The following is a 26,578-nucleotide window of genomic DNA, read 5'->3' as shown; positions in this document are numbered from 1 at the left end:
GGGACGTCCTTGCGCCCGGCCTGGCGAGCCGCCTCAACCCGGCCCTTCCATTTCTCGTTCCCGAGCAGCCAGTCGAAGGACTCGGTCTGCAGGGCGAGAAGGTCGGGTACTTCGAGCGGCTCCTCGATGCGTGCGAACGACACGGTTCGGGGACCGGCGGGTACGGCGGAGGCGTTGCGCGAGGCTGCCAACAGATGTCCTTCCGAGGGCTCGCGGACTGACTACACGCACGCCAGACGACCAGGACTAAGAGTTACTCAGAGAGACGGTCGTCAAAGGGCAGCGCAAAGGGGCAGTGTAGCCGATCGGCATACACCTGTCCACTCCGCTATCGCTCTGCGCTCCACGTTGGTGGCAGCATCACCCGTCAGCGCCGAAACGTCAAGCCCGAGAGCCGACATTTCGCCTAACCGACAGGGGTCACGCTGGGTTTTTCCGCTCTCGGGACCGAGCGAGCGCCGGGGATCCAGTCCCTACCCGGGACCGGAGACGGGTAACGCTCAGTCACGCGAACGGCCCAACGCTGACCGTCGGTCGACGCCGCCGTGCCCTGAATACCCAGCCGCAGGCACGGTCTAAACGTCTTCTTTACTAACAATTTAGCCACGGGCTCAGGGGACGGGCGTGTCACCCAGGAGCGTGGACAGCCGGGAGGCCCGCCAGCCGTCGCCCTGCGTCACCATGACCAGGCGCGCCCTTCCCTGGCTGACCTGCTGCTTCGGCTCCTCCTGACCCGGGCTCGACCGCGTCGTGACCATGTTCACGAACAGCAGCACCCGGACCTCTTCCGGCGTCGCCGACTCCACGCCGGCGGCGGCCACGACCGCGTGCTGGACCGTCCGCCGCTCGCGCGCCTGCGGGCCGAGCGTCGCCGCGAGCGTCCGGTAGTGCTCCGCCAGCTGCCCGGTGGCGTGCGCGCCCGCCCTCAGCATGTCCCGCTCGATCGTACGGTAGTCGTACGACAACATGTCCGGCGCGTAGGACCGGGCGGCCGAGAGGGCCTCCCCTGACGCCCTCTCGGCGGCCTGGAGGCGGCGCAGGTCGAGCAGCAGCCACACGGCGGCGACGGCCAGCCCGGCCGCCACGAGGACCGTCAGCGCCCGCAGCAGGCGCCTCACTGCACCAGCTCCGCCCGCGAGACCAGCCACAGGCCCGAGGCCTTCGTGACGTCCATGCGCCACCGGAAGAAGCGCTCCTCCGGATGGGCCTTCCTGCCGTCCTCCCAGTGGATCACCGCGTCGCCGACGATCAGCACCTGTGCCGTACGGCGGTCGCCGTCGAGGGAGGCGAGGGCGGAGGCCCGCAGGACTCCCGTCTGGACGGCCTTGTTCTTCAGCGTGGCGGCCTTCAGAGCCGCCTGCCCGGCGGCGTACTGCGCCCGCTCCGGGCCCGTGGAGGTCGCCAGCGCGCGTTTGATGTCGTCGTCGATGCGGCGGTGGTCGATCGACATGAGGCTCACGGCGTGCGCCGCGGCGGCCCGTACGGCCATCTCACGGTCCTCCGCGGCCGCGAGGGCATCGTTACGGGCCCGGGCGAGTTGCTGAACCGCAAGGGCCAGCACGGCCACGAGGAGGACGAGCCCGACGGTCAGCGCGCGCCGCATCCCCGCACCTCCTGAGCACCCGGTCGTCGTCTCGGCCCGTTCACGTCGCGCGGATCCTATTCCGCACGATAGATCAACGGGCCCACCCTGCCCATAGGGTCTGGATTCCGTACGGCTTCCGGGCACGCGAAAGGGGCGGTCCCATCCGGCACCTGGATGGACCCGCCCCTTCGGTGAAGCGTGTTACGAGACCGTCTTACTTGACGGTGACGGTGGCGCCGGCGCCCTCGAGGGCGGCCTTCGCCTTCTCGGCCTGCTCCTTGTTGACCTTGCCGTCGAAGACCGGCTTCGGAGCGCCGTCCACGAGGTCCTTGGCCTCCTTGAGGCCCAGGCTCGTCAGGGCCCGGATCTCCTTGATGACCTGGATCTTCTTGTCGCCGGCGGCCTCGAGGATGACGTCGAACTCGTCCTGCTCCTCGGCCTCCTCGGCGGCGGCACCGGCGCCACCGGCGGCCGGGGCGGCGGCGACGGCGACCGGAGCGGCGGCCTTGACGTCGAAGGTCTCCTCGAAGACCTTCACGAACTCGGACAGCTCAAGGAGGGTCATCTCCTTGAAGGTCTCGAGCAGCTCGTCGGTGCTGAGCTTCGCCATGATGTGTTCCTCCAGTGGATCTAGCAAAAAACGTGTAAAGGGACCGCGGTGCGCGCTTCCCCCGTCCGCTGCGCGGACCTACTCGCCGGCCTCTTCGCGCTTGGCGCGCAGAGCCTCGGCCAGTCGAGCCATCGTGGTGGGCAGCGCGGCGAAGGTGGCGGCAGCCTGGGACTGCTTGGCCTTCAGTGCGCCGGCCAGCTTCGCGAGGAGCACCTCGCGGGACTCAAGGTCGGCAAGCTTCGTGATCTCGTCGGGGGTCATCGACTTGCCGTCGACGACGCCGCCCTTGATCACCAGGAGGGGGTTGGCCTTGGCGAAGTCACGCAGACCCTTGGCCGCCTCCACGACGTCGCCCTTGACGAACGCGATGGCGGTCGGGCCCTGGAACAGGTCGTCCAGGGCGGTGATCCCGGCGTTGTTGGCCGCGATCTTGGTAAGCGTGTTCTTCGCCACGGCGAACTTCGCATTCCCACCGAGAGAGACGCGCAGCTGCTTGAGCTGAGCGACGGTGAGACCGCGGTATTCGGTCAGAACGGCGGCGCTGGATCCCTCGAACTCACTCTTGAGCTCGGCGATCGCGACGCTCTTCTCCGCCTTCGCCATGGGCCTCCTTCCAGATGTGCCGCCGGCGAAGGCCCTCAGAAAACAGACAAGCCCCGGCGCAGGCGCACGGGGCTTGGACGGACGTCGAACGTCCTCAAGCTTCTCCACACCTACGCGGGCCGTCCACTCACGTGGATCCTTCGGTCACCGGGCTGTACGCCCGGCGACGACCGGCGGTCTTCGGCAGGAGACAGACTACGTTGTCAACCGGCAGGACGCCAAATCAGCTTCCGGTGCCGGACGGCTGGTGCAGCGTCTGCGGCAGCTCGCCGACCTGGTCGGCGGCCGGCGCCTTGATCGAGACCGGCTCGTTGAACGACTTGAACATCGCCGTGGCCTTGAACGTGCCGGCGTCCGGCTTGCCACCGTTCAGCTCGACCTTGCGCGGCAGGCCCTGGGCGTCGATCCAGGCGTCGAACTTGACGTCCTTGGCGTTCGCGAGCTCGCCCTGCAGACGGCCACGCTGGTCCTCGGGCAGCTGCTTGACCGCCTCGTCCACCGGGAACGAGCCCGAGTAGTGGGTCGTGTCCACCCCGCCGACCTGCTCGCTGCCGACCGACTTGACGTCCTTGGACGCCGTGAGCAGGGCGACGCTCGTCTTCAGGTCGAACTGCTGGGCCTGGGCGAGGTACTGGTCGACGTTCACGCCGGCCTGCGAGCCGAGCTGCTTCAGGTCGAGCCTGATCCACGGCTTGGTGGCGCCCACCAGGGTCTTGAGCATGTCGAGCTTCACGTACGCCACGTCGCCCTGGACGATCACCCGCACGCCGCCGGGCACGTTCTGCCCGTTGAACGCCACCTGGCTGAGGTTGATGTCGGAGGCGATCTGCGGGGTCTTCTGGTAGAGCATCGTGCCCTGCACGACCCCACCCTGACCGCCCTTGGCGTCGGTCACGTTCAGCACGAGGTCCGCGGCATAGGTGTTGACGTCGTCGGCCTTCTTCGCGGTCTGCTGGATGACCTCGGCCGCCGAGAGCTGCGCGTTCTGGAGAGACGGAGTCGCGGTCGTCCCGCATCCCGCGACCGTGATCGCGGCCACCGCCCCCGCGGCCACCAGTAGTCGTCGCATTGTGTCCATCCCTTCGTGTCCCCCTTTTACCTGCCCTTGACCCTATGCGCCTAACGCCACGAGCGCGTTCGAGCCGGGCAAACCGCCATCAGCCCTACACAATCCCTGCACAATCACGGTAGTTTGATCGAAGATAGTTAGTCTTCGTACTATCTGACATCGAGGACGAACGCTCCTCCCCGGCCTGATCGACGCGCACACCCACGTCTCCGACGGCATGCTCGCCCAGGCGCTGGCCTTCGGGGTGACGACGGAGCTCGACATGTTCTGCCTGCCGTCCAACCTCGCCAGGCAGCGGAGGCTCGCCGCCGAACGGGACGACGTGGCCGACCTGCGCAGCGCCGGCGTCCTGGCGACCGCACCGAACGGCCACCCCAGCCAGATCATGACCGCCGAGGCCGCGGCCGTCGCCCACCTCGGCGACGCCGTGGGCCCCTTCGACACGATCGCCGACGCCGGGCAGGCGAAGGCGTTCGTCGAGGCCCGGCTGGCGGAGGGCATCGACTACCTGAAAATCGTCGTGGACGACGGCTCGGCGGCGGGGCTCGACCTGCCGGCCCTCGGCCCGGATGTCGTCGCCGCGCTCGTCGAGGCCGGGCACGCGGCGGGCCTGGCGGCCATCGCCCACGTGGCGACCGTGCGAGACGCCGCCGTCGCCATCGAGGCGGGAGTCGACGGCCTGGCGCACGTCGTCCACGACGCCCGACCCGGCGATCCCGCCGTCGAGAAGCTGGCGGCGCAGGCCGCCGCCAACGGGGTGTTCGTGGTCAGCACGCTGAGCTACATCGAGGTGATCACCGGCGGGACGGGCGGGGCGGAACTCGTCCGGGACGAGCGGGTCGCCTCAAGGCTGCCCGACCACGCGCGGCCGGCCGTCCGCGACGACCCCGGCGCCGTGCCCGTGCACCCCCAGGGCGTGCTGAACGCCGCGCACGCTGCCCTGGCCCTGCACCGCGCGGGCGTGCCCCTGCTGGCGGGCACGGACGCGAACTTCTTCACCCCGCTGCACGGCGCGAGCATGCATCGCGAACTGCCGCTCCTCACCGAGGCCGGTCTCACGCCCGAGGAGGCGCTGGCGGCGGCCACCAGCGTCCCCGCACGGCACTTCGGGCTCCATGACCGGGGGCGGATCGCACCGGGCATGCGCGCCGACCTGCTGCTGGTGGACGGCGACCCGACCCGCGACATCACCGCCACCCGCGCGATCGCGGGTGTCTGGCGCCGCGGCGTCCGGCAGAGCAGGACCTGAGTACGGCCTACGTGAGGGCGGTCAGGAGGTCGCGCAGCAACCGGTCGAGCGTGGCGGCGTCCTGCGGGGCCAGTCCCGAAGAGAGCCGGGCGAGGTTCGCCGCGTGGTCGGTCATCGTCGCGTCGATGACCTCGCGCCCCTTCTCCGACAGGGCGATCTTGAAGCTGCGCCGGTCGGCCGGGTCGAGACTGCGCTCGACCAGCCCGGCGGCCTCCAGCCGGTCGAGCCGGCTGGTCATGCCGGCGCGCGACATCATCACCATGTCCGACAGCTCGGACGGAATCAGCGTGTACGGCGGGCCGGAACGGCGCAGCGCGGCCAGCACGTCGAAGTCCCCAGGGCGCAGGCCGTGCCGGTTGAGGACCTCCTCGACCCTTCCCTCGACCACCCGGGTGACCTGCGCGATGCGACCGAAGATCCCCATGGCCGACAGGTCCAGGTCGGGCCGCTCGCGCCGCCACTGGCCGAGGATGTGATCGACGGAATCCCTGCGCTCTTCGGTCACGCGCCGAGTGTATTCGCCGTCTGATCATCGGTAGACGTACGAAAGCCATCGGAAGACGCACGGAAGCCTCGCGATCCGTCCAAGACACGCGGAAGCCCCCGCCCGGAGAGGGCGGGGGCTTCCGTCGTCTTATCGGCCGGGGCGACGGCTCAGGCGTCGATCTCGGCGGTCATCGCCCGCGTCACGTTCGGGTCGACCGGGATGCCCGGGCCCATGGACGTGGTGAAGGTGACCTTCTTGAGGTAACGGCCCTTGGCCGCCGACGGCTTGAGACGCAGCACCTCGTCCAGCGCCGCGGCGTAGTTCTCCACGAGCTGACGGTCGTCGAAGGACGCCTTGCCGATGATGAAGTGCAGGTTCGCGTGCCGGTCGACCCGGAACTCGATCTTTCCGCCCTTGATGTCGCTGACGGCCTTGGCCACGTCGGGCGTGACGGTGCCGGTCTTCGGGTTCGGCATGAGGCCGCGGGGGCCGAGCACGCGGCCCAGACGGCCGACCTTGCCCATCATGTCCGGGGTGGCGACGACCGCGTCGAAGTCGAGACGGCCCTTGGACACCTCGTCGATCAGCTCGTCGGAGCCGACGATGTCGGCGCCCGCCGCGCGGGCCTCCTCGGCACGGTCACCGGTCGCGAAGACCAGGACCCGGGCGGTCTTGCCGGTGCCGTGCGGGAGGTTGACGGTGCCGCGGACCATCTGGTCGGCCTTGCGCGGGTCGACGCCCAGCCGCAGGGCGACCTCGACGGTCGCGTCGAACTTCGTGGTGGCGGTCTTCTTGGCCAGCCGCACACCGTCGAGCGGGGCGTACAGCGCCGTACGGTCGACCTCGGCCGCCGCGTTCTTCCAGTTCTTGCTGCGCTTCACTTCGTACTCCTCGTGGAGATCGTGGTCCGGGCCAGCGCTTCGGCCCTCCCACTCAGCTCAGTCGCCTCGCGTCGCTCTAGCGAGGCCGTACCCCTTACGGGGTCAGTCGGCGATGGTGATGCCCATGGAACGGGCGGTGCCGGCGATGATCTTCTCGGCGGCCTCGACGTCGTTCGCGTTGAGGTCCTGCATCTTGGTCTCGGCGATCTGGCGAAGCTGCTCGCGGGTCAGCTTGCCCACCTTGTCCTTGTGCGGGTTCGCGCTGCCCTTCTGCAGACCGGCGGCCTTCTTGATCAGCTCGGGCGCCGGCGGCGTCTTCGTGATGAAGGTGAAGGTGCGGTCTTCGAAGATGGTGATCTCAACGGGGATGATGTTGCCCCGCTGGGCCTCCGTCGCCGCGTTGTACTGCTTGACGAAGTCCATGATGTTGACGCCGTGCGGACCGAGCGCGGTACCGACCGGCGGCGCGGGGGTGGCCTGTCCAGCGGGAAGCTGGACCTTCACCAGTGCCGCGACTTTCTTCTTTGGAGGCATTTGTCCTTCTCCGGGTCCTTTGTCCTACAAAAGCCTCAGGCACGCCGAAGCAGGGCGTGCGTGAGGACGGCTATCGAGTCTACGCGAGGCGGTCAGATCTTCGAGACCTGGTTGAACGACAGCTCGACCGGGGTCTCTCGACCGAAGATCGAGACGAGGACCTTGAGCTTCTGCGACTCGGCGCTGATCTCGCTGACCGTGGCCGGCAGCGTGGCGAACGGCCCGTCCATGACCGTGACGGACTCGCCGACCTCGAAGTCGACGGTCGCGGTGGTCGTCTTGGTCGCGGCCTTCTTGACTTCCTCGGAAGGCTCCGGGGCGAGCAGCTTGGCGACCTCGTCGAGGTTCAGCGGGCTCGGCTTGTTGGACAGGCCGACGAAGCCGGTCACACCGGGCGTGTTGCGCACCGCGGCCCAGGACTCGTCGGTCAGGTCCATCCGGACCAGGACGTAACCGGGAAGCACGCGCTCCTTGATCGGAGTCTTCTTGCCGCCCTTGAACTCCGTGATCGTGTGGGTCGGCACCTCGACCTGGAAGATGTAGTCCTCCATGTTGAGGGACCCGATACGGCTCTCGATGTTCTGCTTCACGCGGTTCTCGTAACCGGCGTACGAGTGGATGACGTACCACTCGCCGAACTGGCCGCGAAGCTGACGCTTGAACTCCTCGACCGGGTCGACATCCGGGAGGACGTCACCGTCCTCGTCGACCTGCGCGGCGGCCTCGGCCGAGTCTTCGCCGCCGTCACCGCCGTCTGAGTCGGCGACCGTGGTCTCCTCGGTCTCCTCGACCTCTGCTACGGCCTCGTCCTGCTCGGTGCCCCACTCGTCATGCTCGTCATGGGAGCGGTCGGCCGGCATCGGGGACTCGGACACGGGACTCTTCCTTCTTCGCTTGGTGTCTTGACGTGCTGTGACGTCTCGGGCGGGATCAGGATCCGCCGAAGAGCCAGAGCACTGCCTTACCCAGCAGCGTATCGATCCCGAACACGAGCCCAACCATGATCACAACGAAGACCAGGACAACTACGGTGTACGAGATCAGGTCATTGCGCCGGGGCCAGATGACCTTGCGCAGCTCGGCGACGACCTGCCGGTAGAACAGAGCGGGCGAGGTGCGCTTTGCCTTCTTCTCACTGGTCGGCTTGCCTGGCTTGCCAGCGGTCTCACCGCGGGTGTCGATCGCCACAGTCCTCACCTGATCCGTCGTGTCCGTCGCAGTTGCGGCGCGCTTTCACGCCATTGTTGCGCGGACCGCACTCCGCAGGGCACGAGGGACTCGAACCCCCAACCGCCGGTTTTGGAGACCGGTGCGCTACCAATTGCGCTAGTGCCCTAAGCCGTGCACCACCATACCCGAGAAACGCACTGAAGCGTCCGTCGCGCCGTTCACGTGGCCCACTAGTCGGTGAAGTGTACGCGGGATTCACCACTCCGTCGAACCACATGGTCGCCGCACCGCCCGGAGGCGGCCCGGGTGCCGTTCGTGTGTGGTCTAAAGCTACCGTGCGAACCCGTCCGCATCCTGGATATGGAGACGAAACCGCGTGGCGCGTCTGGAACGATGGAGGCATGACCCGACCTCGCATCTCCGCACGTATATCCGCGATCTCCGAGTCCGCGACTCTGGCCGTGGACGCCAAGGCCAAGGCGATGAAGGCGGCCGGTCGCCCGGTCATCGGCTTCGGCGCCGGCGAGCCCGACTTCCCCACGCCCGATTACATCGTCGAGGCGGCCGTCGAGGCGTGCCGGAACCCCAGGTTCCACAAGTACACGCCGGCCGGGGGCCTGCCCGAGCTCAAGCAGGCGATCGCCGAAAAGACGCTGCGCGACAGCGGGTTCCAGGTCGAGGCCGCCCAGGTCCTGGTGACGAACGGCGGCAAGCAGGCGGTCTACGAGGCGTTCGCCACGCTGCTCGACCCCGGTGACGAGGTCCTGGTCGTGGCGCCCTACTGGACGACGTACCCGGAGGCGATCAAGCTCGCGGGCGGCGTCCAGGTCGACGTGGTCACCGACGAGACGACCGGCTACCTGGCCTCGGTCGAGCAGCTCGAGGAGAAGCTGACCGACCGCACCAAGGTGCTGCTGTTCGTCTCGCCGTCCAACCCGACGGGGGCCGTCTACTCCCCCGCCCAGGTCGAGGAGATCGGCCGCTGGGCGCTGGACAAGGGCCTGTGGGTCGTGACCGACGAGATCTACGAGCACCTGGTCTACGGCGAGGCGAAGTTCTCCAGCATCGCCACCGCCGTGCCCGAGCTGCGCGACCGGGTCGTCGTGCTGAACGGCGTGGCCAAGACGTACGCGATGACCGGCTGGCGGGTGGGCTGGCTGATCGGCCCGTCCGACGTGGTCAAGGCGGCGACGAACCTGCAGTCCCACGCCACCTCCAACGTCTCCAACGTCGCCCAGGCCGCCGCGCTCGCCGCCGTCTCCGGCGACCTGTCGGCCGTCGCCCAGATGCGCGCGGCGTTCGACCGGCGCCGCCAGACCATGGTCCGGATGCTCAACGAGATCCCCGGCGTGGTCTGCCCCGAGCCGTTCGGCGCGTTCTACGCGTACCCGTCGGTCAAGGCGCTGCTGGGCAAGGAGATCCGCGGCAAGCGCCCGCAGACCTCGGCCGAGCTGGCCGAGCTCATCCTGGAGGAGGCCGAGGTCGCGCTGGTGCCCGGCGAGGCGTTCGGCACCCCGGGCTACTTCCGCCTGTCGTACGCGCTCGGCGACGACGACCTGGTCGAGGGCGTCAGCCGGGTGGCCAAGCTCCTGGCCGAGGCGCACTGAAAACCAAGGCGCGAAACGCGCTGAGTGTCGTCGAGGGGCCCGGGCGCAGGAGTGCGCCCGGGCCCCTCGCATGCATGCCCGGACTCTTTCGACCGTCGTTCAGGGCACCCGCAGGCTCCGGACCAGGTGTGCCAGATCGTCCATGGCCCGCGCCGAGTCGGCCGGGTCGGCGACAACGGTCGCCGCGAGGGCGAGGCCGACCTCGGGATGCCACAGGAAGGTCCGGCCGGACAGCGGACCGGCCTTCACCTCGATGTGCTCCGGACGGCCGCCGAACCCCTGCGGGAGGTAGCCGACCTCGACGCCTCCGACCTCGGCGAGCGCCTTGCCCGTGGAGATCTGATGCCGGGGACGAGCGCGACGTAGGCGGGCACCGCTCCGGCCGCGACCAAGACCGCGGCGACGACGGCGACCAGTCGCAGGCGCGTGCGGCGCACGCGGTCCGAGCGCCACACGACCCGATGACCAGATCCGGCGCGATCGCCATACCGACCGTCTCGTCCGCCATGGCCCGGCGCAGCGCGCTCTCAAGCTCTGACATCGTCGATCACATCCGCGCCCAGCAGCCGGCGCAGCCGTACGAGGGCTTTGGCGGTCTGGCTCTTGACGGTGCCCACCGAGCACCCGAGCACCTTCGCGGTCTGCGCCTCTGTCATGTCCTCCCAGAACCGGAGGACGACCGCGGCCCGCTGACGCGGGGGCAGGGCCCGCAGGCCGTCCATGAGCACCTGACGCAACTCGACGTCGGCGCGCGGCGCAGGCGTCTCCGGCGGCGAATGGGTCGGGATGATCCGCGGAAGGTTGCCCTTTGTTCATCCCGCTTCCCAGAGGTAAGAGATCGGTACGGATGTGAGCCGATCCCCGAAGGGCAGCGGCGTGTCCGCGAAGCTCACCACGTAACCGTGCACGAACGCGTCGCCGAGCCGGTCGCGCATCGCGGCGAGATGGCGGAAACTCCCCGCGTCCACGGTCAGGCCCGACTTGACCTCCAGAGCCACGACGCGCCCGTCGGGTGTCTCGAGGATGACGTCGATCTCCTTGCTGTTGTCGCGGAAATGCAGCAGCTCCGCCCGTGTCTTCGACCAGCTCAGCTGTTTGCGCAGCTCGTTGACCACGAAGGTCTCCGTCAGCGGGCCCCTGCGGCGGTCCTCCGGCTTCAGCAGGGCCTCGGCGTCCGCGCCGAGCAGATGGCTCGCCAGGCCGGTATCGGTCAGGTGGACCTTCGAGCGGCGCTTCGCGCGGGTGGCGTGGCTGCCCGCCCATGCCGGCACTTCCCTGATGAGATTGGTCATCCGGAGGAACCCGATGTAGTCCTCCGTCGTGTGCCTGGCGAGCCCGAAATCGGCGTTGATCTGGGAGACGACGAGCTCGTTGGCGGTTCGCGCGGCCAGGATCGCCAGAAGACGAGGTAGCTCTGACGCGCGCCTGGCCCCCGTGAGGTCGGCCACGTCTCGCTGCGTGATCGTTTGAATGAGGCTGTCGAACCACAGCCCGCGATCCTCCGCATCCAGATTGACCGCTTCGGGGTACCCGCCGGCGCATAGGAGCTCCAAATAATCGCGCGGCCCGAACCTGGACACCGTCCCTTCGCGCAGGCTCCCGGGATCCTTGAAGGCGATGTCGACAAATCCGTCCGGCGTTCCGTGCAGTTCTCCTTGCGAGAAGGGCCATAGGTCGAGGAGCACGGCCCGCCCCGCGAGAGACTCCGAAAGGCCCGGGACCGTGAGGAAGTCGGCAGAACCAGTCAGTAGGTACTGCCCCGGCTCGGAGTCACGGTCCACGTGCAACTTGATCGCCCGTACGAGGGCGTCGCCGCCGAACTGGATCTCATCGATGGCCCTCGGCGGTGTTCCGTATTGGGCGAACCCCACAGGATCGACGAGGGCGGCGGCCAGGGTCCTGCTGTCGTCCAGGCTGCGGAAGGTGCCGGGATTGTCTGCCAGGATCTGGCGTACCAACGTGGTCTTCCCGCACTGGCGCGGGCCCGTGACGATCACAACGCGGAAGGCTCTGAGCGCGCGCTCCGTCCGCCCCCTGAGCCGTCTGCCGACCTGCTCCATCCCGTATCGCCCCCATGTATTGCCAACTTTGCAACGCAGCTACTGCCAATAAAAGCACGCACCTGCTGCCAACTACGTGCGGTCGCTGATGACAAAAACGCTGCGCCCAAGGATGATCCACTGCGGGGAGCCGGTACGGCCGGGGCCTCCGGGCCCGGAAGCGGGCGCGGAGGCGTGGGGACGGACCGGTGTCACTTGTTCAGGGCGACTCCGGCGGCGATCTTCTCGAGCTCCTTGTCGGTCGCGGCCTCGCCGAGCTTGGCCGCGTAGTCAGGGCTGATCATGACCTCGACCCCGACGCCGGGGGCGAGCGTCCACACGATCGTCCGGGTGCCACCGTCGTTGATCTGGTCGCCGCCCTCCGACAGGCTCACCAGGTACGCCTTCCTGCCGCCGGCCTCGATCGGCTTGGCGCCCTGCCCGGCGTAGCCCTGCATGCGCTTGGCCAGCACGCTCGCGGCGTCCTTCCGATAGACGATCATCTGGACGCTGTACATGCCGGGTTCCAGCCCGGGCTCCACCCAGCTCGTGGTGTAGCTCCGCTTGCCGAATCCGTCCTTGCCGGACCACTTGCCCCATTCGAGCCCCTCGGGCAGGTAGCCGACGTGCACGCCGCCGAGCGTCCGGCCGTCCCCCAGGTCGCCGAGGTCCTGGGGCATCCGCGGGTCCTCGGGGCCCGCCGAGGTGGTGGGGGCCGGGGCGGCCGTCGTGGCGATCGTGATCGTGACCGCCGCCCCTGCGGGAGCGGCCGTCCCGGGCTGCGGCATCTGGGCGAAGACCGTCCCCGCCGGGGCCTCGTCGGTGACGACCTTCGTGACTCTCACCGTGTAGCCGGCCTCCTTCAGGAGGGCGTTGACCTCCGCGGCGCTCTTGCCGACCACATCGGGGACGACCCCTCCCGGCACGGCGACCGTGTCGCCGGAGCCGGGCGCGGACGCGGACGCGGCCGGGGCCCCCGAGCCGGTGGCGCCGGTCCCGGCGAGGCTGCCGACGGCCGGGACGGTGTCGGGCCGGGCGGTCAGCGCCACGGGAACGCCCACGGCGACCGCCGCGGTGAGCACGGCCGCGCCCGCCGTACGAAACCTGACGACGTGGCGGCGGTTGCGCCGCCGGACGGCCTGGCCCAGCGACGGCGGCGCGTGCACGCCGGCGACCTGAGCGGCCATGGCTTCCCTCAGCGCCTCTTCGACGTTCATGCGGACGCTCCTTCCAGGTTCTCCATGCGTGCGCGCACGCGTGCCAGGCCTCGGGCGGCCTGGCTCTTGACGGTGCCGACCGAGCAGCCGAGCAGCGCCGCGGTCTCGGCCTCCGACAGGTCCTCCCAGTAGCGCAGGACCAGTACGGCCCGCATCCGGGCCGGCAGCTTCCTGAGTTCGGTGACGAGCACGTCCCGCAGGCCGAGGTCGGGCGACTCCACGGGCGTCTCCGGCGGCTGGGCGAAGGTGATCTCCTGGAGCACCTTGCGCCGCCTGGCCTTGCTGATCGCGCCGTTCACCACGACCCGGCGCGCGTACGCCTCGGGGTTGTCGTGCCGGATGCGCGGCCAGTGCCGGTAGACCTTCTCCAGCGCGTTCTGGACCATGTCCTCGGCGTCGGACGCCGAGGCCCCGCAGACCAGGATCGCGGTGCGCAGGAGGGCGGTGCTGCGCGCGGCCAGGAACTCGTCGAAGGCCGCCTCGTCTTCTTCGGTCATGAGCTCCCCTTTCGTCCCTCCCCAACGCGCCAACCCGGCGACGGGTTGAGAGCGGCATGCGGCAACATATGGAGATGGCACGTCCACTAGACACGCTCCCCAAAGCACATCTGCACCTGCACTTCACCGGCTCGATGCGGCATTCGACGCTGATCGAGCTCGCCCGGGAGCAGGGCGTCCACCTTCCCGACGCGCTGGTGGAGGACTGGCCGCCGAAACTGCGGGCGACCGACGAGCGCGGCTGGTTCAGGTTCCAGCGGCTGTACGACATCGCGCGGTCGGTGCTGCGCCGGCCCGAGGACGTCTACCGGCTGGTGCGCGAGGCCGCCGAGGACGAGGCCCGGGAGGGGTCGCGCTGGCTGGAGATCCAGGTCGACCCGTCCGGGTACGCCCAGCGTTTCGGCGGGCTGACCGAGACCCTCGAACTCGTCCTCGACGCGACGGACAAGGCGGCCAGGGAGGCCGGGATCGGCATGGCGGTGATCGTGGCCGCCAACCGCACCCGGCACACGCTCGACGCCAGGACGCTGGCCCGCCTGGCGGCGCACTACGAGGGTAAGGGTGTGGTGGGTTTCGGCCTGTCGAACGACGAGCGGCGCGGCCGGGCCAGGGACTTCGAGCACGCCTTCCGCATCGCCAAGCGCGCGGGGCTGCTCGCGGTGCCGCACGGCGGCGAGCTGCTGGGCGCGGCGAGCGTCGCCGAGTGCCTCGACGACCTGGGCGCCGACCGGATCGGTCACGGGGTGCGCGCGGCCGAGTCGGCCCGCCTGATGGAGCGGCTGGCCGACCGGCAGATCACCTGCGAGGTGTGCCCGCTGTCCAACGTGGGCCTCGGGGTGGCGGAGCGCCCCGAGGACGTGCCACTGCGCCGGCTGTTCGAGGCCGGGGTGCCGATCGCCCTCGGCGCCGACGACCCGCTGCTGTTCGGCGCCCGGCTGCTGCCGCAGTACGAGCTCGCGAGGGACGTCTACGGCTTCTCCGACGCGGAGATCGCCGAACTCGCCCGGCAGTCGATCCGGTCGTCGACGGCGCCCGACGCGGTCAAGAAGGAGTTGCTGAGCGAGATCGACGCCTGGCTCGCCTCCCCCGAGTGAGTCTGCGGTTCATCGGACCGAGGAGGCGATCCGCACCGCCTCGGCGCGGTCCGGTCCCTCCAGCCGCAGCCCGACCAGCCTGTGCTGCCAGATCAGCGTCGGCCCGGCCACGCGCTCCTCGCGCGGCGCGCCGCCGCCCGACGGGACGTACGACACCCCGTGGGGCTGCTGTATCCACCAGCCGCCGACGGCGCCCACCTGCTCCGGGAACGGTTCTCCGAGTTCCTTGCGCCAGACGACGCCCAGCGTGCCGTCGAACTCGTCGAGCCGGACGCCCGGCCACAGGAGTGTCACCACCCGGCCACCGTCGGCGAGGCGGACGTCGGCCGGCTCGCCGAGCGCGGACGGCACGGCGACGGGGAAGCGGGCGGTCCGCCGCGCTTCCTCCAGCGTCACCCGGCGCTCGCCGGGCAACGGGCTCGGCACTCCCGTGGGCAGCGGCCCGGCCCCGTCGACGTGGATCTCGACGCCCGCGAAGCGCAGCACCGACACGACCGCGGCCCGGCCCTGCGGGGTGGCCCCGAGCAGCACGGCCATCAGCACCGCCACCGCCGCTGCCGCCACGCGCGGCGACGGCCGCCATGTCCTGTGTTCCCGATGTTGCCGAGTTCGGCCGTCCCCGAGGCGGGCGCGTACGGCACGCGCCACGTCGGCGGGAGGCGGCGCGGGGGGCACGGCCAGGTCGGCGCCGAGGGCCCGCAGCCGCGACTCAAGGTCCTCCGGTGCGATCGCGTCGTCATCCGAGGTGCTCACGGCCCACCTCCTCCCGCAGGCGCCGCAGGGCCCGGAAGGTCCGCGACTTCACCGTGCCGAGCCGTACGCCGAGCACCTCGGCCGTCTCCGCCTCGGACAACTGCAGGAAATACCGGCAGACCACGGCTTCGCGTTCCCGTTCGGGCAGCGCGCGTACGGCCTCCAGCAGGCGGCTCCTGCCGTCGGCGTCCACGGCCACGCCCTCCGGGTCCTCCGGTCCGTACGGCTCCCGCTCGCGGCCCAGCCGTACGGCGAGGTCGGAGCGGCGGCCGCGCGACCGGGTGAGGTCGTGGGTCTCGTTGGCCACGATGCGCAGCAGCCAGGGGCGGAAGGCCGAGCCCCGGCGGAAGCTTCCGAGGTGGCGGAACGCCTTGACGAACGCCTCCTGGACGACGTCCTCCGCCTCGTCGGCCGCACCGAGCAGACTCGCCGTACGGTGGGCGAGCGCGCTGTATCGGGTGACCAGCACCTCGTAGGCGTCAAGGTCACCGGCCAGGGCGCGGGTCACTGCCTCGTCGTCGTCCATCAGGGGCAATCGGGGGGCGTCGGGACGGAGGTGAAGCCTACGATCAGGCGGGCATCACGTCCACAGCGCTGTCCGAAGAGCAGTGCCGCGCGAAGCCCCTATTGGCGGCCCCTCCGGCGAAGCGGACACCCGCCGATGAGGCGGGCACTACACTTTCCACGACCGTCAGCGTGCAGATCGAGGATCCTATGTCTGGGTATGACCGAGTAGTCCAGCCGGCGGCCGGGGACGAGGCTCTGGAGAACCACCTCGGCGGCGACGAGGCCAAGAACTACCGGCAGTACGAGTTCGACATGGTCGCGCCGCACGTCGGTCGGTCGCTCCTGGAGATCGGCTCGGGGCTCGGGCACTTCGCCGAGCAGTTCCTGCCGCGCCTGGACAGGCTCGTGGTGAGCGACTTCGATCCCTACTGCGTGGAGCAACTGCGCAGGAGGTTCGCCGACCGCGACGACGTGTCGGTGCTCCAGTTCGGCCTGCCGACCGAGATCCCCCTGGCCGACCCGGTCGACACCGTCGTGATGATGAACGTCCTCGAGCACATCGAGGAGGACGCCGAGGCACTGCGGTCGCTGGCCAGGGTGACCGTCCCCGGTGGCCGGATCGTCATCTGGGTGCCCGGCTACATGCAGCTCTACGGGGACTTCGACCGCAAGGTGGGGCACGTCACCCGCTACACCCCCGCCACGCTGCGCAAGACGGTCACCGACGCCGGCCTCGACGTCCAGGTGCTCAAGCCGATCAACTTCCTCGGCGGCATCGCCTGGTGGGCGGCGGTGCGGCGGGGCGGCGTGGGCTACCCCGACCCCCGGCTCGTCAAGATCTACGACCGCACCGTCGTGCCGATGACCCGGCTCATCGAGCGGTTCGTCCGCCCGCCGTTCGGCCAGACCGTGTTCTGCGTGGCCCGCGTCCCGCGCTGACGCGCGAGGGCCGCGCGGAGCGGCCCGGAGACCCGAATTGTGCGACAAATGCCTCCTACCTGCACAATGGGTCCCCCATGAGTGAAACCAGGATCCTCGTCGTCGAGGACGAGCCAAACATCCGGGACATCGTGGAAGTCGCCCTCAGGTTCCACGGCTTCCGGGTGACGGCCGTGGGCACGGGAGCCGCGGCGCTCGGCGAGGTGCTGAGGAACCAGCCCGACCTGGTCGTCCTCGACGTCATGCTGCCCGACATCGACGGCTTCGAGGTGTGCCGGCGGATCCGGGCCGACGGCGTGCACCCTCCCGTGATCTTCCTCACCGCCCGCGACGCGGTCGCCGACACCGTGCGCGGGCTGACCCTCGGCGGGGACGACTACGTCACCAAACCCTTCTCCGTCGAGGCGCTGGTCGCGCGGATCCGCGCCGTGCTGCGCCGTACGACCGTGCCGGAGGCGGCCGATCGGGCGCACGGGCCGATCCTCCGGGTCGCCGACCTGGAGCTCGACGAGGCGCGCTGGGAGGTGCGGCGCGGCGGCGTCCCCGTGGACCTGTCGCCGACCGAGTTCCGCCTCCTGGCCTTCCTGATGGCCAACGCCGGTCTGGTGCTCACCAAGCGGCGCCTGCTCGAGGAGGTCTGGGGCTACGGCGGGAGTTCGCAGGTGCTGGAGACCTACATCTCCTACCTGCGCCGCAAGCTCGACCCGCTCGGCCCGCCGCTGATCCACACCCAGCGCGGCATCGGATACTCGTTGCGCCCGCCCCAGGACATGTGACGGGCCCGTGATGTCGCTCAGGACGCGCCTGCTCGCCGGGCTGCTCGGGGTGAGCGCGGTCCTGCTCGTCGTGTTCTCCCTCGTCAGCGTCGTCGTCCTGCGCGGGCACCTGCGTACGCGGCTGGAGGGGCAGGTGGTGGCGGCGACCGTCACGGCGGCGCGCCGGGTGGTCGAGGGGGACCCGCTCGACCAGGCCCTGACGGGCTCCACCTACGCCGTCGCCGTCTACAACCTGTCGGCCGGACACGCGCGTCTGGTCGGCGGCGACGCCGACGAGGCCGGGGCCGTCCCCAGCCTGGCCGAGGCGCTGGGCAAGGACAGGCTGCTGGCGTACGCCGCGCAGGGCCGCACCTTCGACCTCGACCCGAGCGGCGGGCACGACCTGCTCGCGGCCGCGGCCCTGTCGCCGAGCGGCCTGCGGCTGACGGTCATCGCGGTGCCCCTGGACGCGGTCGACGATCCGGTGCGCCACCTCCTGATCAGCGAACTGGCGACCGGCGGGGTGTTGATTCTGCTGCTGGCCGCGGGCGGCCGGCTGCTGATCGCCGGCGGCCTGGCGCCACTCGGCAAGATGGCGCGGACCGCGCACCTCGTGGCCGAGGGCGGCGACCTGTCGGCCCGGATGCCCGAGGGGCCGTCGGAGGTCGGCAGGCTCGGCGCCGCGATCAACCTCATGCTCGACCGGATCGCCGACGCCTTCCGCGACCGCCAGGCGTCGGAGGACCGCGTGCGGCGCTTCGCCGCCGACGCCTCCCACGAGTTGCGCACCCCGCTGTCGACCATCTCCGGGTACGCGGAGCTGTACCGGGCCGGGGCGATCCCGTCCGAGGACATGCCCAAGATCATGGGACGGATCGAGGCCGAGGCCAACCGCATGGGCCGCCTGGTGGGCGAGATGCTGGAACTCGCCCGGCTCGACCGGGGCGCCGCCCTCGCGCTCGACGAGACCGACCTGGCCGAGATGGCCCGTGAGGTGGCCGCCGACTCGGCCGCTCTCGACCCCGCCCATCCCGTGACGGTGGAGGCGCCGGCGTCCCTGGTCGCGACCGTGGACGAGGCCAGGGTCCGCCAGGTGCTCGTCAACCTGCTCGGCAACGTGCGGGAGCACACGCCCGAGGGCACCCGGGCCACCGTACGGCTGCTGCGCGCCCCGCAGTCGGTGACGATCGAGGTGCGCGACACCGGGCCGGGGATGAGCCCGGAGCAGGCCGAACGCGCCTTCGACCGCTTCCAGCGCGGAGAGGACCACCTGTCCGGCGGAGCGGGGCTCGGCCTGTCGATCGTGAAGGCCATCGTGGAGGCGCACGGCGGCCGGTGCCGGATCGTCTCCTCCCCCGGCGAAGGGACGGCCGTACACATCGCGCTCCCTGCGATGCAAGAGGCTACTGGCGGGTAGTTAACGAGCACAGCTCGTTTCACCGCCGAGGAGGTCGACGATGACGACCGATTACGCCAAGGCCAGGGAGGTGGCCGAGCAGGCGCGCGAGACGGAGTGGACCCGCCCGAGCTTCGGCAAGCAGCTCTTCCTCGGGGACTTCCGGCTGGACCTCGTGCACCCCGCCCCCCGCCTCACCGAGGAGGAGATCAAGAAGGGCGACGACTTCCTGCGCGCCCTGCGGGCGTTCCTGCAGGAGAAGGTCGATCCCGCGCTCATCGAGCGCACCGCCGTGATTCCGGACGAGGTGATCAAGGGCCTGGCGGCGATCGGGGCGTTCGGCATGACCACCGAGGAGGAGTACGGCGGGCTGGGTCTGAGCCACCTGTACTACTGCCGGGCGCTGGAACTCGTCACGTCGTGCTCCCCCGCGCTCAGCGCGCTGCTGTCGGCCCATCAGTCCATCGGGGTTCCGCAGCCGCTGCGGCTGTTCGGCACCCCCGAGCAGAAGCGCCGCTTCCTGCCCCGCTGCGCCCGGGGCGAGATCTCCGCCTTCCTGCTGACCGAGCCGGACGTCGGCTCCGACCCCGCCCGGCTGTCCACGACCGCCGTCCGCGACGGCGACGCGTACGTGATCAACGGCGTCAAGCTGTGGACGACCAACGGCGTGGTGGCCGACCTGCTGGTCGTGATGGCCAGGACCGGCGCCAAGATCTCGGCCTTCGTGGTCGAGGCCGACTCCCCCGGCATCACCGTCGAGCACCGCAACCAGTTCATGGGCCTGCGCGGCATCGAGAACGGCGTCACCCGCTTCCACCAGGTGCGCGTCCCGGTGGAGAACCTGATCGGCCGCGAGGGCCAGGGCCTGAAGATCGCTTTGACCACGCTGAACACCGGGCGCCTCTCCCTGCCGGCCACCTGCGTCGGCGCGGCGAAGTGGGCGACGAAGATCGCCCGCGAGTGGGGACGCGAACGGGTCCAGTGGGGCCGGCCGGTCGGCCAGCACGAGGCCATCGCCCGCAAGGTCGCCTTCATCGCCGCCACCGCGTACGCGCTGGAGTCCGTTGTGGACCTCGCCAGCCGGATGGCCGACGACGAACGCAACGACATCCGCATCGAGGCCGCGCTCGCCAAGCTGTACGGCACGGAGATGGCCTGGCGGCTGATGGACGAGCTGGTGCAGATGAGAGGCGGACGCGGCTACGAGACCGCCGAGTCGCTGCACGCCCGCGGCGAACGAGGCGTGCCCGTCGAGCAGATGCTGCGCGACCTGCGGATCAACCGGATCTTCGAAGGCTCGACCGAGATCATGCACCTGCTCATCGCCCGCGAGGCGGTGGACGCGCACCTGTCGGTCGCGGGCGAGCTCGTCGATCCGAAGGCCGGCCTGCGGGCCAAGGGGCGGGCGGCCACCCGCGCCGGCGCCTTCTACGCCAGATGGCTGCCGAGCCTGGTGACCGGGCCCGGCCAGGTGCCCACGTCGTACGCCGAGTTCGGCCCGCTGGCGCAGCACCTGCGCTACGTCGAGCGGACGAGCCGCAAGCTCGCCAGGTCGACGTTCTACGGCATGTCCCGCTGGCAGGCACGACTGGAGCACAAGCAGGGCTTCCTGTCGCGCATCGTGGACATCGGCGCCGAGCTGTTCGCCATCACCGCGGTCTGCGTGCGCGCCCAGGAGGACTCGGCCGAGTTCGGGCGCAAGCCGTACGAGCTGGCGGACACCTTCTGCCACCAGGCCCGGCAGCGGGCCGAGGCGCTGTTCGACCGGCTGTGGGACAACACCGACGCCAGGGACGTACGGCTGGCCCGGCGGGTGCTCGACGGGCGCTACACGTTCCTGGAGGAGGGCATCGTCGATCCGTCGCTGGAGGGCCCGTGGATCGCCCCCCAGCGCACCGGGCCGTCGATGTTCGAGGACGTCCACCGGCGCATCGGCTGAACGCCACGGCCCCGCCCTCGTTCCCGGGCGGGGCCCTGCCGTGAGGCCGTCAGGCTCACACGTCGTAGCACCACATCCAGCCGTGGCCCGAGATGTAGCAGCGGTACCAGCCGTCACCGGGCTGCATCGCGTGCGCCGGCCCGGACAGGACGCCGAAGGTGGTGACGGCGACAGCCGTGGTGGCGAGGACGGCGGCGGCGCGCTTGATGGACTTCACGGGAATCTCCTGTGCAACGAACGTCTCTCTTGCGGGTTCGAGTAGACATCCCGCCGCTTGTGAATATCTGGGGGCCGACTTGCACCTCAGTTGCACGATTCGGGCGCTTCAGCATGCTTCGGCACGCTTCGGCAGGAGAAAAACCCTTTGTCCGGGGACGCGGCGCCTTGTTAGGGTGACCGGCATGTGGATTCTGTACGGCGACCGCTGATCAGCCCTCTGAGCCGCTGATCCGCTCAGCTTTCCGGCCCTGTCCATCCGACGCGGCAGCTGAGTGACGGCACCTCGGTGCCGCGTTCCCGACGTACAAGGAGATCCCGTATGCGTACTCGCGCGTCCAGCAAGGGCGGCAAGCAGCAGAACCCGCGCACGCCGCAGCCCCAGCGTTCCTTCCCACCGCCGCGTCAGATCCCGGCCCCGCCCATGCGGCCGGTACGGCAGCCGCGGCGGCTGCCGAGAGCCAAGTAAGCCGCTTCGCAACGAAAAGGGCATCCCGGGTGAGCCGGGGTGCCCTTTCGGCGTCCACGCCTGCCATCCTGTCAGTTCCAGGCGGTGACGAGACCGCAGCTCAGACCGAGAGGAGCACCGCCGGATCGATGGCGAGTTCGACCGGGGCACGCACCTCCATCAGGTCCCCGGCGAAGACACGCTCGACCCGCCGGTAGACACCATGACCCGGCACCAGCGTCCAGACCGTGATGTTCGGCTTGGGCTCCAGGTCCACCACCCAATACTGGGGGATCCTCGCTTTGGCGTATTCGCTGGGCTTCTCGTACCTATCGGTACGCTCACTGGCGCTCTCCCGGGAGACGACCTCGACCACGAGAAGCAGGTCCACCCCCTGATATGCCCGCTCGTCTCGCTCGACCGCGCGCCGGGCGGCCTTGCCGTCCACGACCGCGACATCGGGCACGCGTATCCCGGTTGACGTGAACACGTCGACGGGGCCGTTCACGTAGAGATCGGCATCGGCATGCGCGACCGCCGCTTCCAGCCGGGACCGCAGATTCCGGACCGCGTGGTCGTGACGAATGCCGGGCCAGGGGGACTTGACGATCCATCCGTCGACGAGCTCGTACCGAGCGTCCCTGGGCATGCGATCGAGGTCGGCGATCGCGTACGGACCGTGGTGATAGGAGTGCTCCCGGTCGTCATAAGAGACGCTCATCCCGCCTCCTTCGCCCCGGATTCCCACGCGACACGACTCAGCGTAACCCGGCGGGCCCACGAGGACCGGGCCTCGGCACCGTACGACGCCGGCCACGCAGAAAGGGCACCCCGGGAGTGGTCCGGGGTGCCCTTTCGGGTGGAACGGTCAGAGACGCTCGATGATCGTGACGTTGGCCTGGCCGCCACCCTCACACATCGTCTGCAGGCCGTACCGCCCGCCGGTGCGCTCGAGCTCGTGCAGGAGCTTGGTCATGAGGATCGCGCCGGTGCCGCCCAGCGGGTGCCCCAGCGCGATCGCGCCGCCGTTGGGGTTGGTCCGCGCCGGGTCGGCCCCGATCTCCTTGAGCCAGGCCAGCGGCACCGGGGCGAACGCCTCGTTGATCTCGATGACGTCGATGTCCCCGATCGAGAGCCCCGCCTTGGCCAGCGCCTTCCGGGTGGCCGGGATCGGCGCCGTGAGCATGTAGACCGGGTCGTCGCCGGTCAGCGCGAGCGTGACGATGCGGGCGCGCGGGACCAGGCCGTGGTCGCGCACCGCCTGCTCCGAGGCGATGAGCAGCGCGCCGGAGCCGTCGGAGATCTGCGAGGAGGTGGCCGCGGTGATCCGGCCGCCCTCGCGCAGGGTCTTCAGCTCGGCCATCTTCTCCAGTGTGGTGTCCGGCCGGGGACCCTCGTCGTCGGTCACGCCGTTGACCGGGGCGATCTGGTCCTTGAAGTGGCCGTTCGCGATCGCCTTCGCGGCCCGCTGGTGGCTCTCGTAGGCGTAACGCTCCAGCTCGTCACGCTCCAGGCCCCACTTCTCGCACATCAGCTCCGCGCCGCGGAACTGGGAGATCTCCTGCTTGCCGTACCGCTCGACCCACTTGTCGCCGAACGGGAACGGCATGCCCTTCTCCAGCGCCGCCGAGATGCTCGACCCCATCGGGACGATCGACATCGACTCGACGCCGGCCGCCACGACCAGGTCCTGCGTGCCCGACAGCACGCCCTGCGCGGCGAAGTGGATGGCCTGCTGCGACGAGCCGCACTGCCGGTCGATCGTGACTCCGGCCACGGTCTCCGGGAGGCCCGCGCTGAGCCACGCGTTGCGCGCGATGTCCATGGACTGCGGGCCGAACTGCATGACGCAGCCCATGATCACGTCGTCCACGGCGGCGGGGTCGACGCCGGTGCGCTCGACGAGCGCGGAGAGAGTGTGGGCGGCCAGGTCGACCGGGTGGACCGTGGAGAGCCCGCCCTTCTTCTTGCCGACCGGCGTGCGGACCGCCCCGACGATGTACGCCTCTGCCACAGTGCCTCCATAGGAAACCGAGCAATGTTCGGTTAGTGAGAGGTTACATCAGAACTTTCGTCGGGGGAGGCGACGGTATGGGCATGGGTGACGGGCAGGGCTCAGGCATAACCTCCGGGAAGCGCGTCGGCAGGCTCGACCAGCTGGAAACCCCGGCTGTCTGCAGCGATTCCCCGCAGCCCGTTCGCGAGCGTCACCGCGATGGCCGCTCGCCCCACCAGTTCCACCCGCTTGTCGTCCTCACGCACCATGTCCCCATCCACGATGCCGGCGGCGATGAGGGGGTCCTCGGGGGCGCCCTCCGTGTGCGAGCCGGTGTCCGGCGCGCTCGCGGTCGCGTCCGTGCTCGTCACGTCTTCCGCCGGGCCGTCGGCCGCATCTCCGGGGGCCGTGCCGGGAAGCCCCGCGTCCTCCCGCGCCTCCTCCGAACGCGCGATCGGGGAGACCCGGGCGATCGCGATCTCCGTGAGGTACGGCCAGCGGGTCTGGGCGGCGGGCGGCATGCGATGCCCCTCTTCGACCGTGACCAGCAGGTCGGCGCCCGCGTAGACGTCGGCCACCCGGCCACGGCGTACGGGGACGTGGACGACGCCGTCGACGAGTTCCCCTTCGGGCCACTGTTCGGTGTCCACGGCCTCGACCGGGCCCAGTAGCCCGCGCAGGATCGGCAGGATCTCCTCGGGCTCCGGCACGGCCGGCAGGTAGACCAGCGGGTCTCCGCCGTCCTCCGCCGGATCGAGCGGCTCGCCCTGGCAGAGTGACCAGCCGCCCAGGCGGTACGCGATGCCCTCGGCCAGGCTCTTGTCGAAGAAGTCCACCGGCAGCGGGCCCTCGGCGGCGATCCGGCACGCCCAGAGCCTGTCCTCGTCGGGCACCCCCAGCTTGGCGAGGACGTCTCCGGTCAGTTCGACGGGCGACTGGATGCGCGACCCGCCCGCGAGGATGTCGTCGCCGTCGGTCCTCGCCTCGGGATCGGCGAGTTGCGCGACCGCCAGCAGTGTCTTCGGATCCGGCCGGGCGGGCAGCAGCGCCGTGGGGCCCGTGCGCAGCCGACCGGGCAACAGGAGTTTCGAGAACCAGCCCACAGGCCCTCCTCATGATCGGTCGAAGAGACCATAACCCCCACGGCCGCCAGCCACGAGCCCTTCCGGCGAGACGCCCCGGACTCAGGACCTGGTTTTCGCCAGACGCGTTCCGGTCATCGTGGCGTAGACGATGACATTGTCGAAGTAGTGACCGGTCGAATAGTTGTATTTGCCGCCGCAGGTGATCAGCCTGAGCTCGGCGTTGTCGGCGTGCCCGTACACCCGGTTGGTGGGGAACGTCTGCTTGTTCGCCTGCTCGATACCGCCCACGGTGAAGATGGCCACGGTCCCGTCGAGGCGGTACACCTCGATCTTGTCTCCGTACGCCAGTTCGTGCAGGCGGGTGAAGACGGCGCTGCGGTTGGTCGTGTCCTTGTGGCCGAGCATGACCGCCGGGCCCGCCTCACCCGCCGTCGGGCCCCCGCGATACCAGCCGACCAGGTTCGGATTGCTGATCGGGGGCGTCTGGATCGCGCCGGAGCGGTCGAGACCGACCGACCTGATCGGGGCGTTCACGCCGATCTTGGGAATGACCAGGCGCTTGGGCGTGGACGGCTGCATCGCCGGAGCCGCCGGAATGTTCGGAACCGGCGGAGGCGCGTCGGCGACCGCCTGCGTCAGCGGCTGCCCGGCGCCGCCCGGTCCCACGGAGGGGGCGAGCCCGTTCTGCGGCGCCGCGAGCTTGAGCGTCTGACGGGTCGGCGTGGCGTACTCGTCGGGGTTGTTCACCATGATCACTACGCCCACGACCACGATGACCAGGCCCAGGATGGCCGCCGTGATCAGCACCCGCCGGATGGCCGCCGCGCTGTCACCGGGAGGTTTCTCCTCCGGCGGCTGCGGCGGGGGCACCGGCTGCACGGGCTGCATCTGGGGCAGCATGACCGGCTGGAAGACCGGCTGGCCGTAAACCGGCTGCGGGTAGCCCTGCCCGCCCGGCCCGAGAGGCATGCCGTACGGCTGGCCCGGCGGGTACTGTCCAGGTGGCGGGGTGGTCATGGCTTCGTCCTACTGCCTCACCGGGCGGCGCCGGGCCCGGAGCACGAGTCCGCCGGCCCCCGCCGCCAGCATGAGCGCCGTACCGGTGAGGACGAAGAGGCGGGCGTCTGGGCCCGCGTCGCCTCCACCACCGGTGGCCGCGCCGCCCCCGGGCGTGTTCTCGACCTGTGCGGCCTTGGTCTTCTTCGTCTTCTTCGGCGTGGGCGACGCGAAGACCGTCTCGTACACCGTCCGGGTGTTATGCGGCGTGGGCGAGGCGCTCGCGGAAGCGCTGGCGCTGGGGCTCGCACTCGCGCTCGCGCTCGGGGACGCCGAGGCGTTCGTCACCGGAATCGTCGCCACCGCGGGCGCCGTGTTGGCACCCGTCGCCGCGACCACGCAGTTGTAGAGCAGGGTGGGCGTCGTGGTCGTGCCCGTGCCGGCGGGCGCGACCATGCTGATCTTGAAGTCCTTCGCCGTCAGCACGACGGAGGTGGCCCCGGCCGACGGCGTGACGGTCAGCGTCGCCACGGGGAGCGGCGGCATCGACGCCTGGGCCGCGACCGCCGAGGTCAACGCCGCGCCGGTCGGCGACGGCGTGGACACGCCCGCGGTCATACCGGCCGGCAGCGCCGACGCCGACACGCTGGGCTGCAACTCGATCGCCGCGCCACTCGCGATCTGCACCGGCGCGGGGAACTCCGAGGTCGTCAGCGGCTGGATGCTCAGGGACGCGGTGTACTGGGTGCCGGTCACCGTCGAGGTGCTCGCGGTGAGCGTCACCGTGAAATCGTGCGTGACGGCGGTGCCTCCCGCGCCCGGAGTGCAGGTGTATGTCACGGTTTTCGTGTCGGCATGCGCACCGAGCGCGCCCAGGCCCAGGAGAAGGCCCGCGCTGACCACTCC

The 26,578-nt window shown here is 70.2% G+C and carries 31 protein-coding genes, 1 tRNA gene and 1 pseudogene; 8 read left to right on the top strand and 25 right to left on the bottom strand.

Annotated features, from left to right (window positions below; genetic code table 11):
• The 6 genes from Msi02_RS34565 to Msi02_RS34540 form a co-directional block, all read right to left on the bottom strand.
• Positions 1-191 (bottom strand): hypothetical protein (locus Msi02_RS34565; protein ID WP_204052037.1); only part of this gene is annotated, 191 nt, incomplete at its 3' end.
• A 420-nt stretch (positions 192-611) separates the two neighbouring features.
• Positions 612-1,118 carry an Rv1363c family protein gene (locus Msi02_RS34560; protein ID WP_239108997.1) on the bottom strand — a complete coding sequence of 169 codons (507 nt, stop codon included), beginning with the start codon at positions 1,116-1,118 and terminating at the stop codon, positions 612-614.
• Positions 1,115-1,603, bottom strand: a complete 489-nt coding sequence (locus Msi02_RS34555; protein WP_204052036.1) for an Rv1363c family protein — start codon at positions 1,601-1,603, stop codon at positions 1,115-1,117. The genes Msi02_RS34560 and Msi02_RS34555 overlap by 4 nt, the downstream gene beginning before the upstream one ends.
• Before the next feature lie 196 nt (positions 1,604-1,799).
• A complete protein-coding gene (gene rplL, locus Msi02_RS34550; RefSeq protein ID WP_079319156.1) occupies positions 1,800-2,195 on the bottom strand; it encodes a 50S ribosomal protein L7/L12 in 396 nt (131 codons plus the stop codon).
• 78 nt (positions 2,196-2,273) lie between these two features.
• The gene (rplJ, locus tag Msi02_RS34545; protein ID WP_079319155.1) at positions 2,274-2,798 is read right to left on the bottom strand and encodes a 50S ribosomal protein L10; all 525 of its coding nucleotides are present in this window, start codon (positions 2,796-2,798) and stop codon (positions 2,274-2,276) included.
• A 223-nt stretch (positions 2,799-3,021) separates the two neighbouring features.
• Entirely contained in the window at positions 3,022-3,867 is an 846-nt protein-coding gene (locus tag Msi02_RS34540) for an SCO4651 family lipoprotein (RefSeq protein WP_204052035.1), read from the bottom strand.
• Between the two features lie 181 nt (positions 3,868-4,048).
• Here Msi02_RS34540 and Msi02_RS34535 point away from each other — a divergent pair.
• Positions 4,049-5,116: pseudogene (locus Msi02_RS34535) on the top strand (amidohydrolase family protein); the annotation flags it as partial.
• Between the two features lie 7 nt (positions 5,117-5,123).
• Here the strand turns inward: Msi02_RS34535 and Msi02_RS34530 are convergent.
• The 6 genes from Msi02_RS34530 to Msi02_RS34505 form a co-directional block, all read right to left on the bottom strand.
• The gene (locus tag Msi02_RS34530; RefSeq protein WP_239108994.1) at positions 5,124-5,621 is read right to left on the bottom strand and encodes a MarR family winged helix-turn-helix transcriptional regulator; all 498 of its coding nucleotides are present in this window, start codon (positions 5,619-5,621) and stop codon (positions 5,124-5,126) included.
• Between the two features lie 149 nt (positions 5,622-5,770).
• The gene (rplA, locus tag Msi02_RS34525; protein ID WP_079319151.1) at positions 5,771-6,484 is read right to left on the bottom strand and encodes a 50S ribosomal protein L1; all 714 of its coding nucleotides are present in this window, start codon (positions 6,482-6,484) and stop codon (positions 5,771-5,773) included.
• A 102-nt stretch (positions 6,485-6,586) separates the two neighbouring features.
• Complete coding sequence (gene rplK, locus Msi02_RS34520; protein ID WP_030510282.1) at positions 6,587-7,018, bottom strand: 50S ribosomal protein L11; 432 nt, start codon at positions 7,016-7,018, stop codon at positions 6,587-6,589.
• Between the two features lie 92 nt (positions 7,019-7,110).
• Positions 7,111-7,893, bottom strand: coding sequence for a transcription termination/antitermination protein NusG (gene nusG, locus Msi02_RS34515; RefSeq protein WP_239108993.1), 783 nt, complete (start codon positions 7,891-7,893; stop codon positions 7,111-7,113).
• 55 nt (positions 7,894-7,948) lie between these two features.
• Positions 7,949-8,206: a preprotein translocase subunit SecE gene (gene secE / locus Msi02_RS34510; protein ID WP_030510284.1), complete on the bottom strand. Its 258-nt coding sequence runs from the start codon at positions 8,204-8,206 to the stop codon at positions 7,949-7,951.
• A gap of 75 nt (positions 8,207-8,281) precedes the next feature.
• Positions 8,282-8,354: transfer RNA gene (locus Msi02_RS34505), tRNA-Trp, on the bottom strand.
• A gap of 235 nt (positions 8,355-8,589) precedes the next feature.
• On the opposite strand from Msi02_RS34505, the gene Msi02_RS34500 reads away from it, so the two are divergent.
• Positions 8,590-9,795: a pyridoxal phosphate-dependent aminotransferase gene (locus Msi02_RS34500; RefSeq protein WP_079319149.1), complete on the top strand. Its 1,206-nt coding sequence runs from the start codon at positions 8,590-8,592 to the stop codon at positions 9,793-9,795.
• 99 nt (positions 9,796-9,894) lie between these two features.
• Here the strand turns inward: Msi02_RS34500 and Msi02_RS34495 are convergent, their stop codons facing one another.
• The 5 genes from Msi02_RS34495 to Msi02_RS34475 form a co-directional block, all read right to left on the bottom strand.
• Positions 9,895-10,248, bottom strand: coding sequence for a hypothetical protein (locus tag Msi02_RS34495; protein ID WP_204052034.1), 354 nt, complete (start codon positions 10,246-10,248; stop codon positions 9,895-9,897).
• Between the two features lie 74 nt (positions 10,249-10,322).
• A complete protein-coding gene (locus tag Msi02_RS34490; protein ID WP_275414201.1) occupies positions 10,323-10,532 on the bottom strand; it encodes a sigma factor-like helix-turn-helix DNA-binding protein in 210 nt (69 codons plus the stop codon).
• A gap of 75 nt (positions 10,533-10,607) precedes the next feature.
• Positions 10,608-11,855 (bottom strand): ATP-binding protein, encoded by a 1,248-nt coding sequence (locus Msi02_RS34485; protein ID WP_204052032.1) that lies wholly within the window; start codon positions 11,853-11,855, stop codon positions 10,608-10,610.
• Positions 11,856-12,046: 191 nt separating this feature from the next.
• On the bottom strand, positions 12,047-13,051 hold the full coding sequence (locus tag Msi02_RS34480) for a PASTA domain-containing protein (protein WP_204052031.1): 1,005 nt from the start codon (positions 13,049-13,051) through the stop codon (positions 12,047-12,049).
• A complete protein-coding gene (locus tag Msi02_RS34475) occupies positions 13,048-13,548 on the bottom strand; it encodes a SigE family RNA polymerase sigma factor (RefSeq protein WP_079319144.1) in 501 nt (166 codons plus the stop codon). Before Msi02_RS34475 ends, Msi02_RS34480 begins: the two co-directional genes overlap by 4 nt.
• A 74-nt stretch (positions 13,549-13,622) precedes the next feature.
• Here Msi02_RS34475 and Msi02_RS34470 point away from each other — a divergent pair, with 74 nt between their 5' ends.
• Positions 13,623-14,642 (top strand): adenosine deaminase, encoded by a 1,020-nt coding sequence (locus Msi02_RS34470; protein ID WP_204052030.1) that lies wholly within the window; start codon positions 13,623-13,625, stop codon positions 14,640-14,642.
• A 9-nt stretch (positions 14,643-14,651) separates the two neighbouring features.
• Here Msi02_RS34470 and Msi02_RS34465 read toward each other — a convergent pair whose 3' ends face one another.
• Together Msi02_RS34465 and Msi02_RS34460 are read right to left on the bottom strand one after the other, a co-directional pair.
• Entirely contained in the window at positions 14,652-15,395 is a 744-nt protein-coding gene (locus tag Msi02_RS34465) for a hypothetical protein (RefSeq protein ID WP_204052029.1), read from the bottom strand.
• On the bottom strand, positions 15,379-15,921 hold the full coding sequence (locus Msi02_RS34460; protein WP_079319142.1) for an RNA polymerase sigma factor: 543 nt from the start codon (positions 15,919-15,921) through the stop codon (positions 15,379-15,381). The genes Msi02_RS34465 and Msi02_RS34460 overlap by 17 nt, the downstream gene beginning before the upstream one ends.
• Positions 15,922-16,109: 188 nt before the next feature.
• Between Msi02_RS34460 and Msi02_RS34455 the strand changes: the two genes are divergently transcribed.
• From Msi02_RS34455 to Msi02_RS34440, 4 genes are all read left to right on the top strand, one after another.
• Entirely contained in the window at positions 16,110-16,841 is a 732-nt protein-coding gene (locus tag Msi02_RS34455; RefSeq protein ID WP_079319141.1) for a class I SAM-dependent methyltransferase, read from the top strand.
• A 77-nt stretch (positions 16,842-16,918) separates the two neighbouring features.
• On the top strand, positions 16,919-17,617 hold the full coding sequence (locus Msi02_RS34450) for a response regulator transcription factor (RefSeq protein WP_079319140.1): 699 nt from the start codon (positions 16,919-16,921) through the stop codon (positions 17,615-17,617).
• 10 nt (positions 17,618-17,627) lie between these two features.
• Positions 17,628-19,013 (top strand): sensor histidine kinase, encoded by a 1,386-nt coding sequence (locus tag Msi02_RS34445; protein WP_204052028.1) that lies wholly within the window; start codon positions 17,628-17,630, stop codon positions 19,011-19,013.
• Positions 19,014-19,053: 40 nt separating this feature from the next.
• Positions 19,054-20,931, top strand: coding sequence for an acyl-CoA dehydrogenase family protein (locus Msi02_RS34440; protein ID WP_079319138.1), 1,878 nt, complete (start codon positions 19,054-19,056; stop codon positions 20,929-20,931).
• A gap of 55 nt (positions 20,932-20,986) precedes the next feature.
• Here Msi02_RS34440 and Msi02_RS34435 read toward each other — a convergent pair whose 3' ends face one another.
• A complete protein-coding gene (locus Msi02_RS34435) occupies positions 20,987-21,148 on the bottom strand; it encodes a hypothetical protein (RefSeq protein ID WP_204052027.1) in 162 nt (53 codons plus the stop codon).
• A gap of 321 nt (positions 21,149-21,469) precedes the next feature.
• Between Msi02_RS34435 and Msi02_RS34430 the strand changes: the two genes are divergently transcribed.
• Positions 21,470-21,616, top strand: a complete 147-nt coding sequence (locus tag Msi02_RS34430) for a hypothetical protein (protein WP_193207628.1) — start codon at positions 21,470-21,472, stop codon at positions 21,614-21,616.
• Positions 21,617-21,716: 100 nt separating this feature from the next.
• On the opposite strand, the gene Msi02_RS34425 is transcribed toward Msi02_RS34430, so the two are convergent.
• The 5 genes from Msi02_RS34425 to Msi02_RS34405 all read right to left on the bottom strand — a co-directional run bounded on the left by Msi02_RS34425 (position 21,717) and on the right by Msi02_RS34405 (position 26,455).
• Positions 21,717-22,316: a Uma2 family endonuclease gene (locus tag Msi02_RS34425; RefSeq protein ID WP_204052026.1), complete on the bottom strand. Its 600-nt coding sequence runs from the start codon at positions 22,314-22,316 to the stop codon at positions 21,717-21,719.
• Between the two features lie 147 nt (positions 22,317-22,463).
• Positions 22,464-23,609: an acetyl-CoA C-acetyltransferase gene (locus tag Msi02_RS34420; protein ID WP_079319137.1), complete on the bottom strand. Its 1,146-nt coding sequence runs from the start codon at positions 23,607-23,609 to the stop codon at positions 22,464-22,466.
• A gap of 101 nt (positions 23,610-23,710) precedes the next feature.
• A complete protein-coding gene (locus Msi02_RS34415; protein ID WP_204052025.1) occupies positions 23,711-24,694 on the bottom strand; it encodes a hypothetical protein in 984 nt (327 codons plus the stop codon).
• Between the two features lie 81 nt (positions 24,695-24,775).
• A complete protein-coding gene (locus tag Msi02_RS34410) occupies positions 24,776-25,693 on the bottom strand; it encodes a class F sortase (protein ID WP_204052024.1) in 918 nt (305 codons plus the stop codon).
• A 9-nt stretch (positions 25,694-25,702) separates the two neighbouring features.
• Positions 25,703-26,455 (bottom strand): hypothetical protein, encoded by a 753-nt coding sequence (locus tag Msi02_RS34405; RefSeq protein WP_204052023.1) that lies wholly within the window; start codon positions 26,453-26,455, stop codon positions 25,703-25,705.
• Positions 26,456-26,578 lie beyond the last annotated feature (123 nt).

The sequence above is a fragment of the Microbispora siamensis genome (assembly GCF_016863095.1).
Taxonomy (GTDB): Bacteria; Actinomycetota; Actinomycetes; order Streptosporangiales; family Streptosporangiaceae; genus Microbispora; species Microbispora siamensis.
Note: the sequence above shows the minus strand (reverse complement) of the source record. Positions and strands in the feature narration are given on the sequence as shown.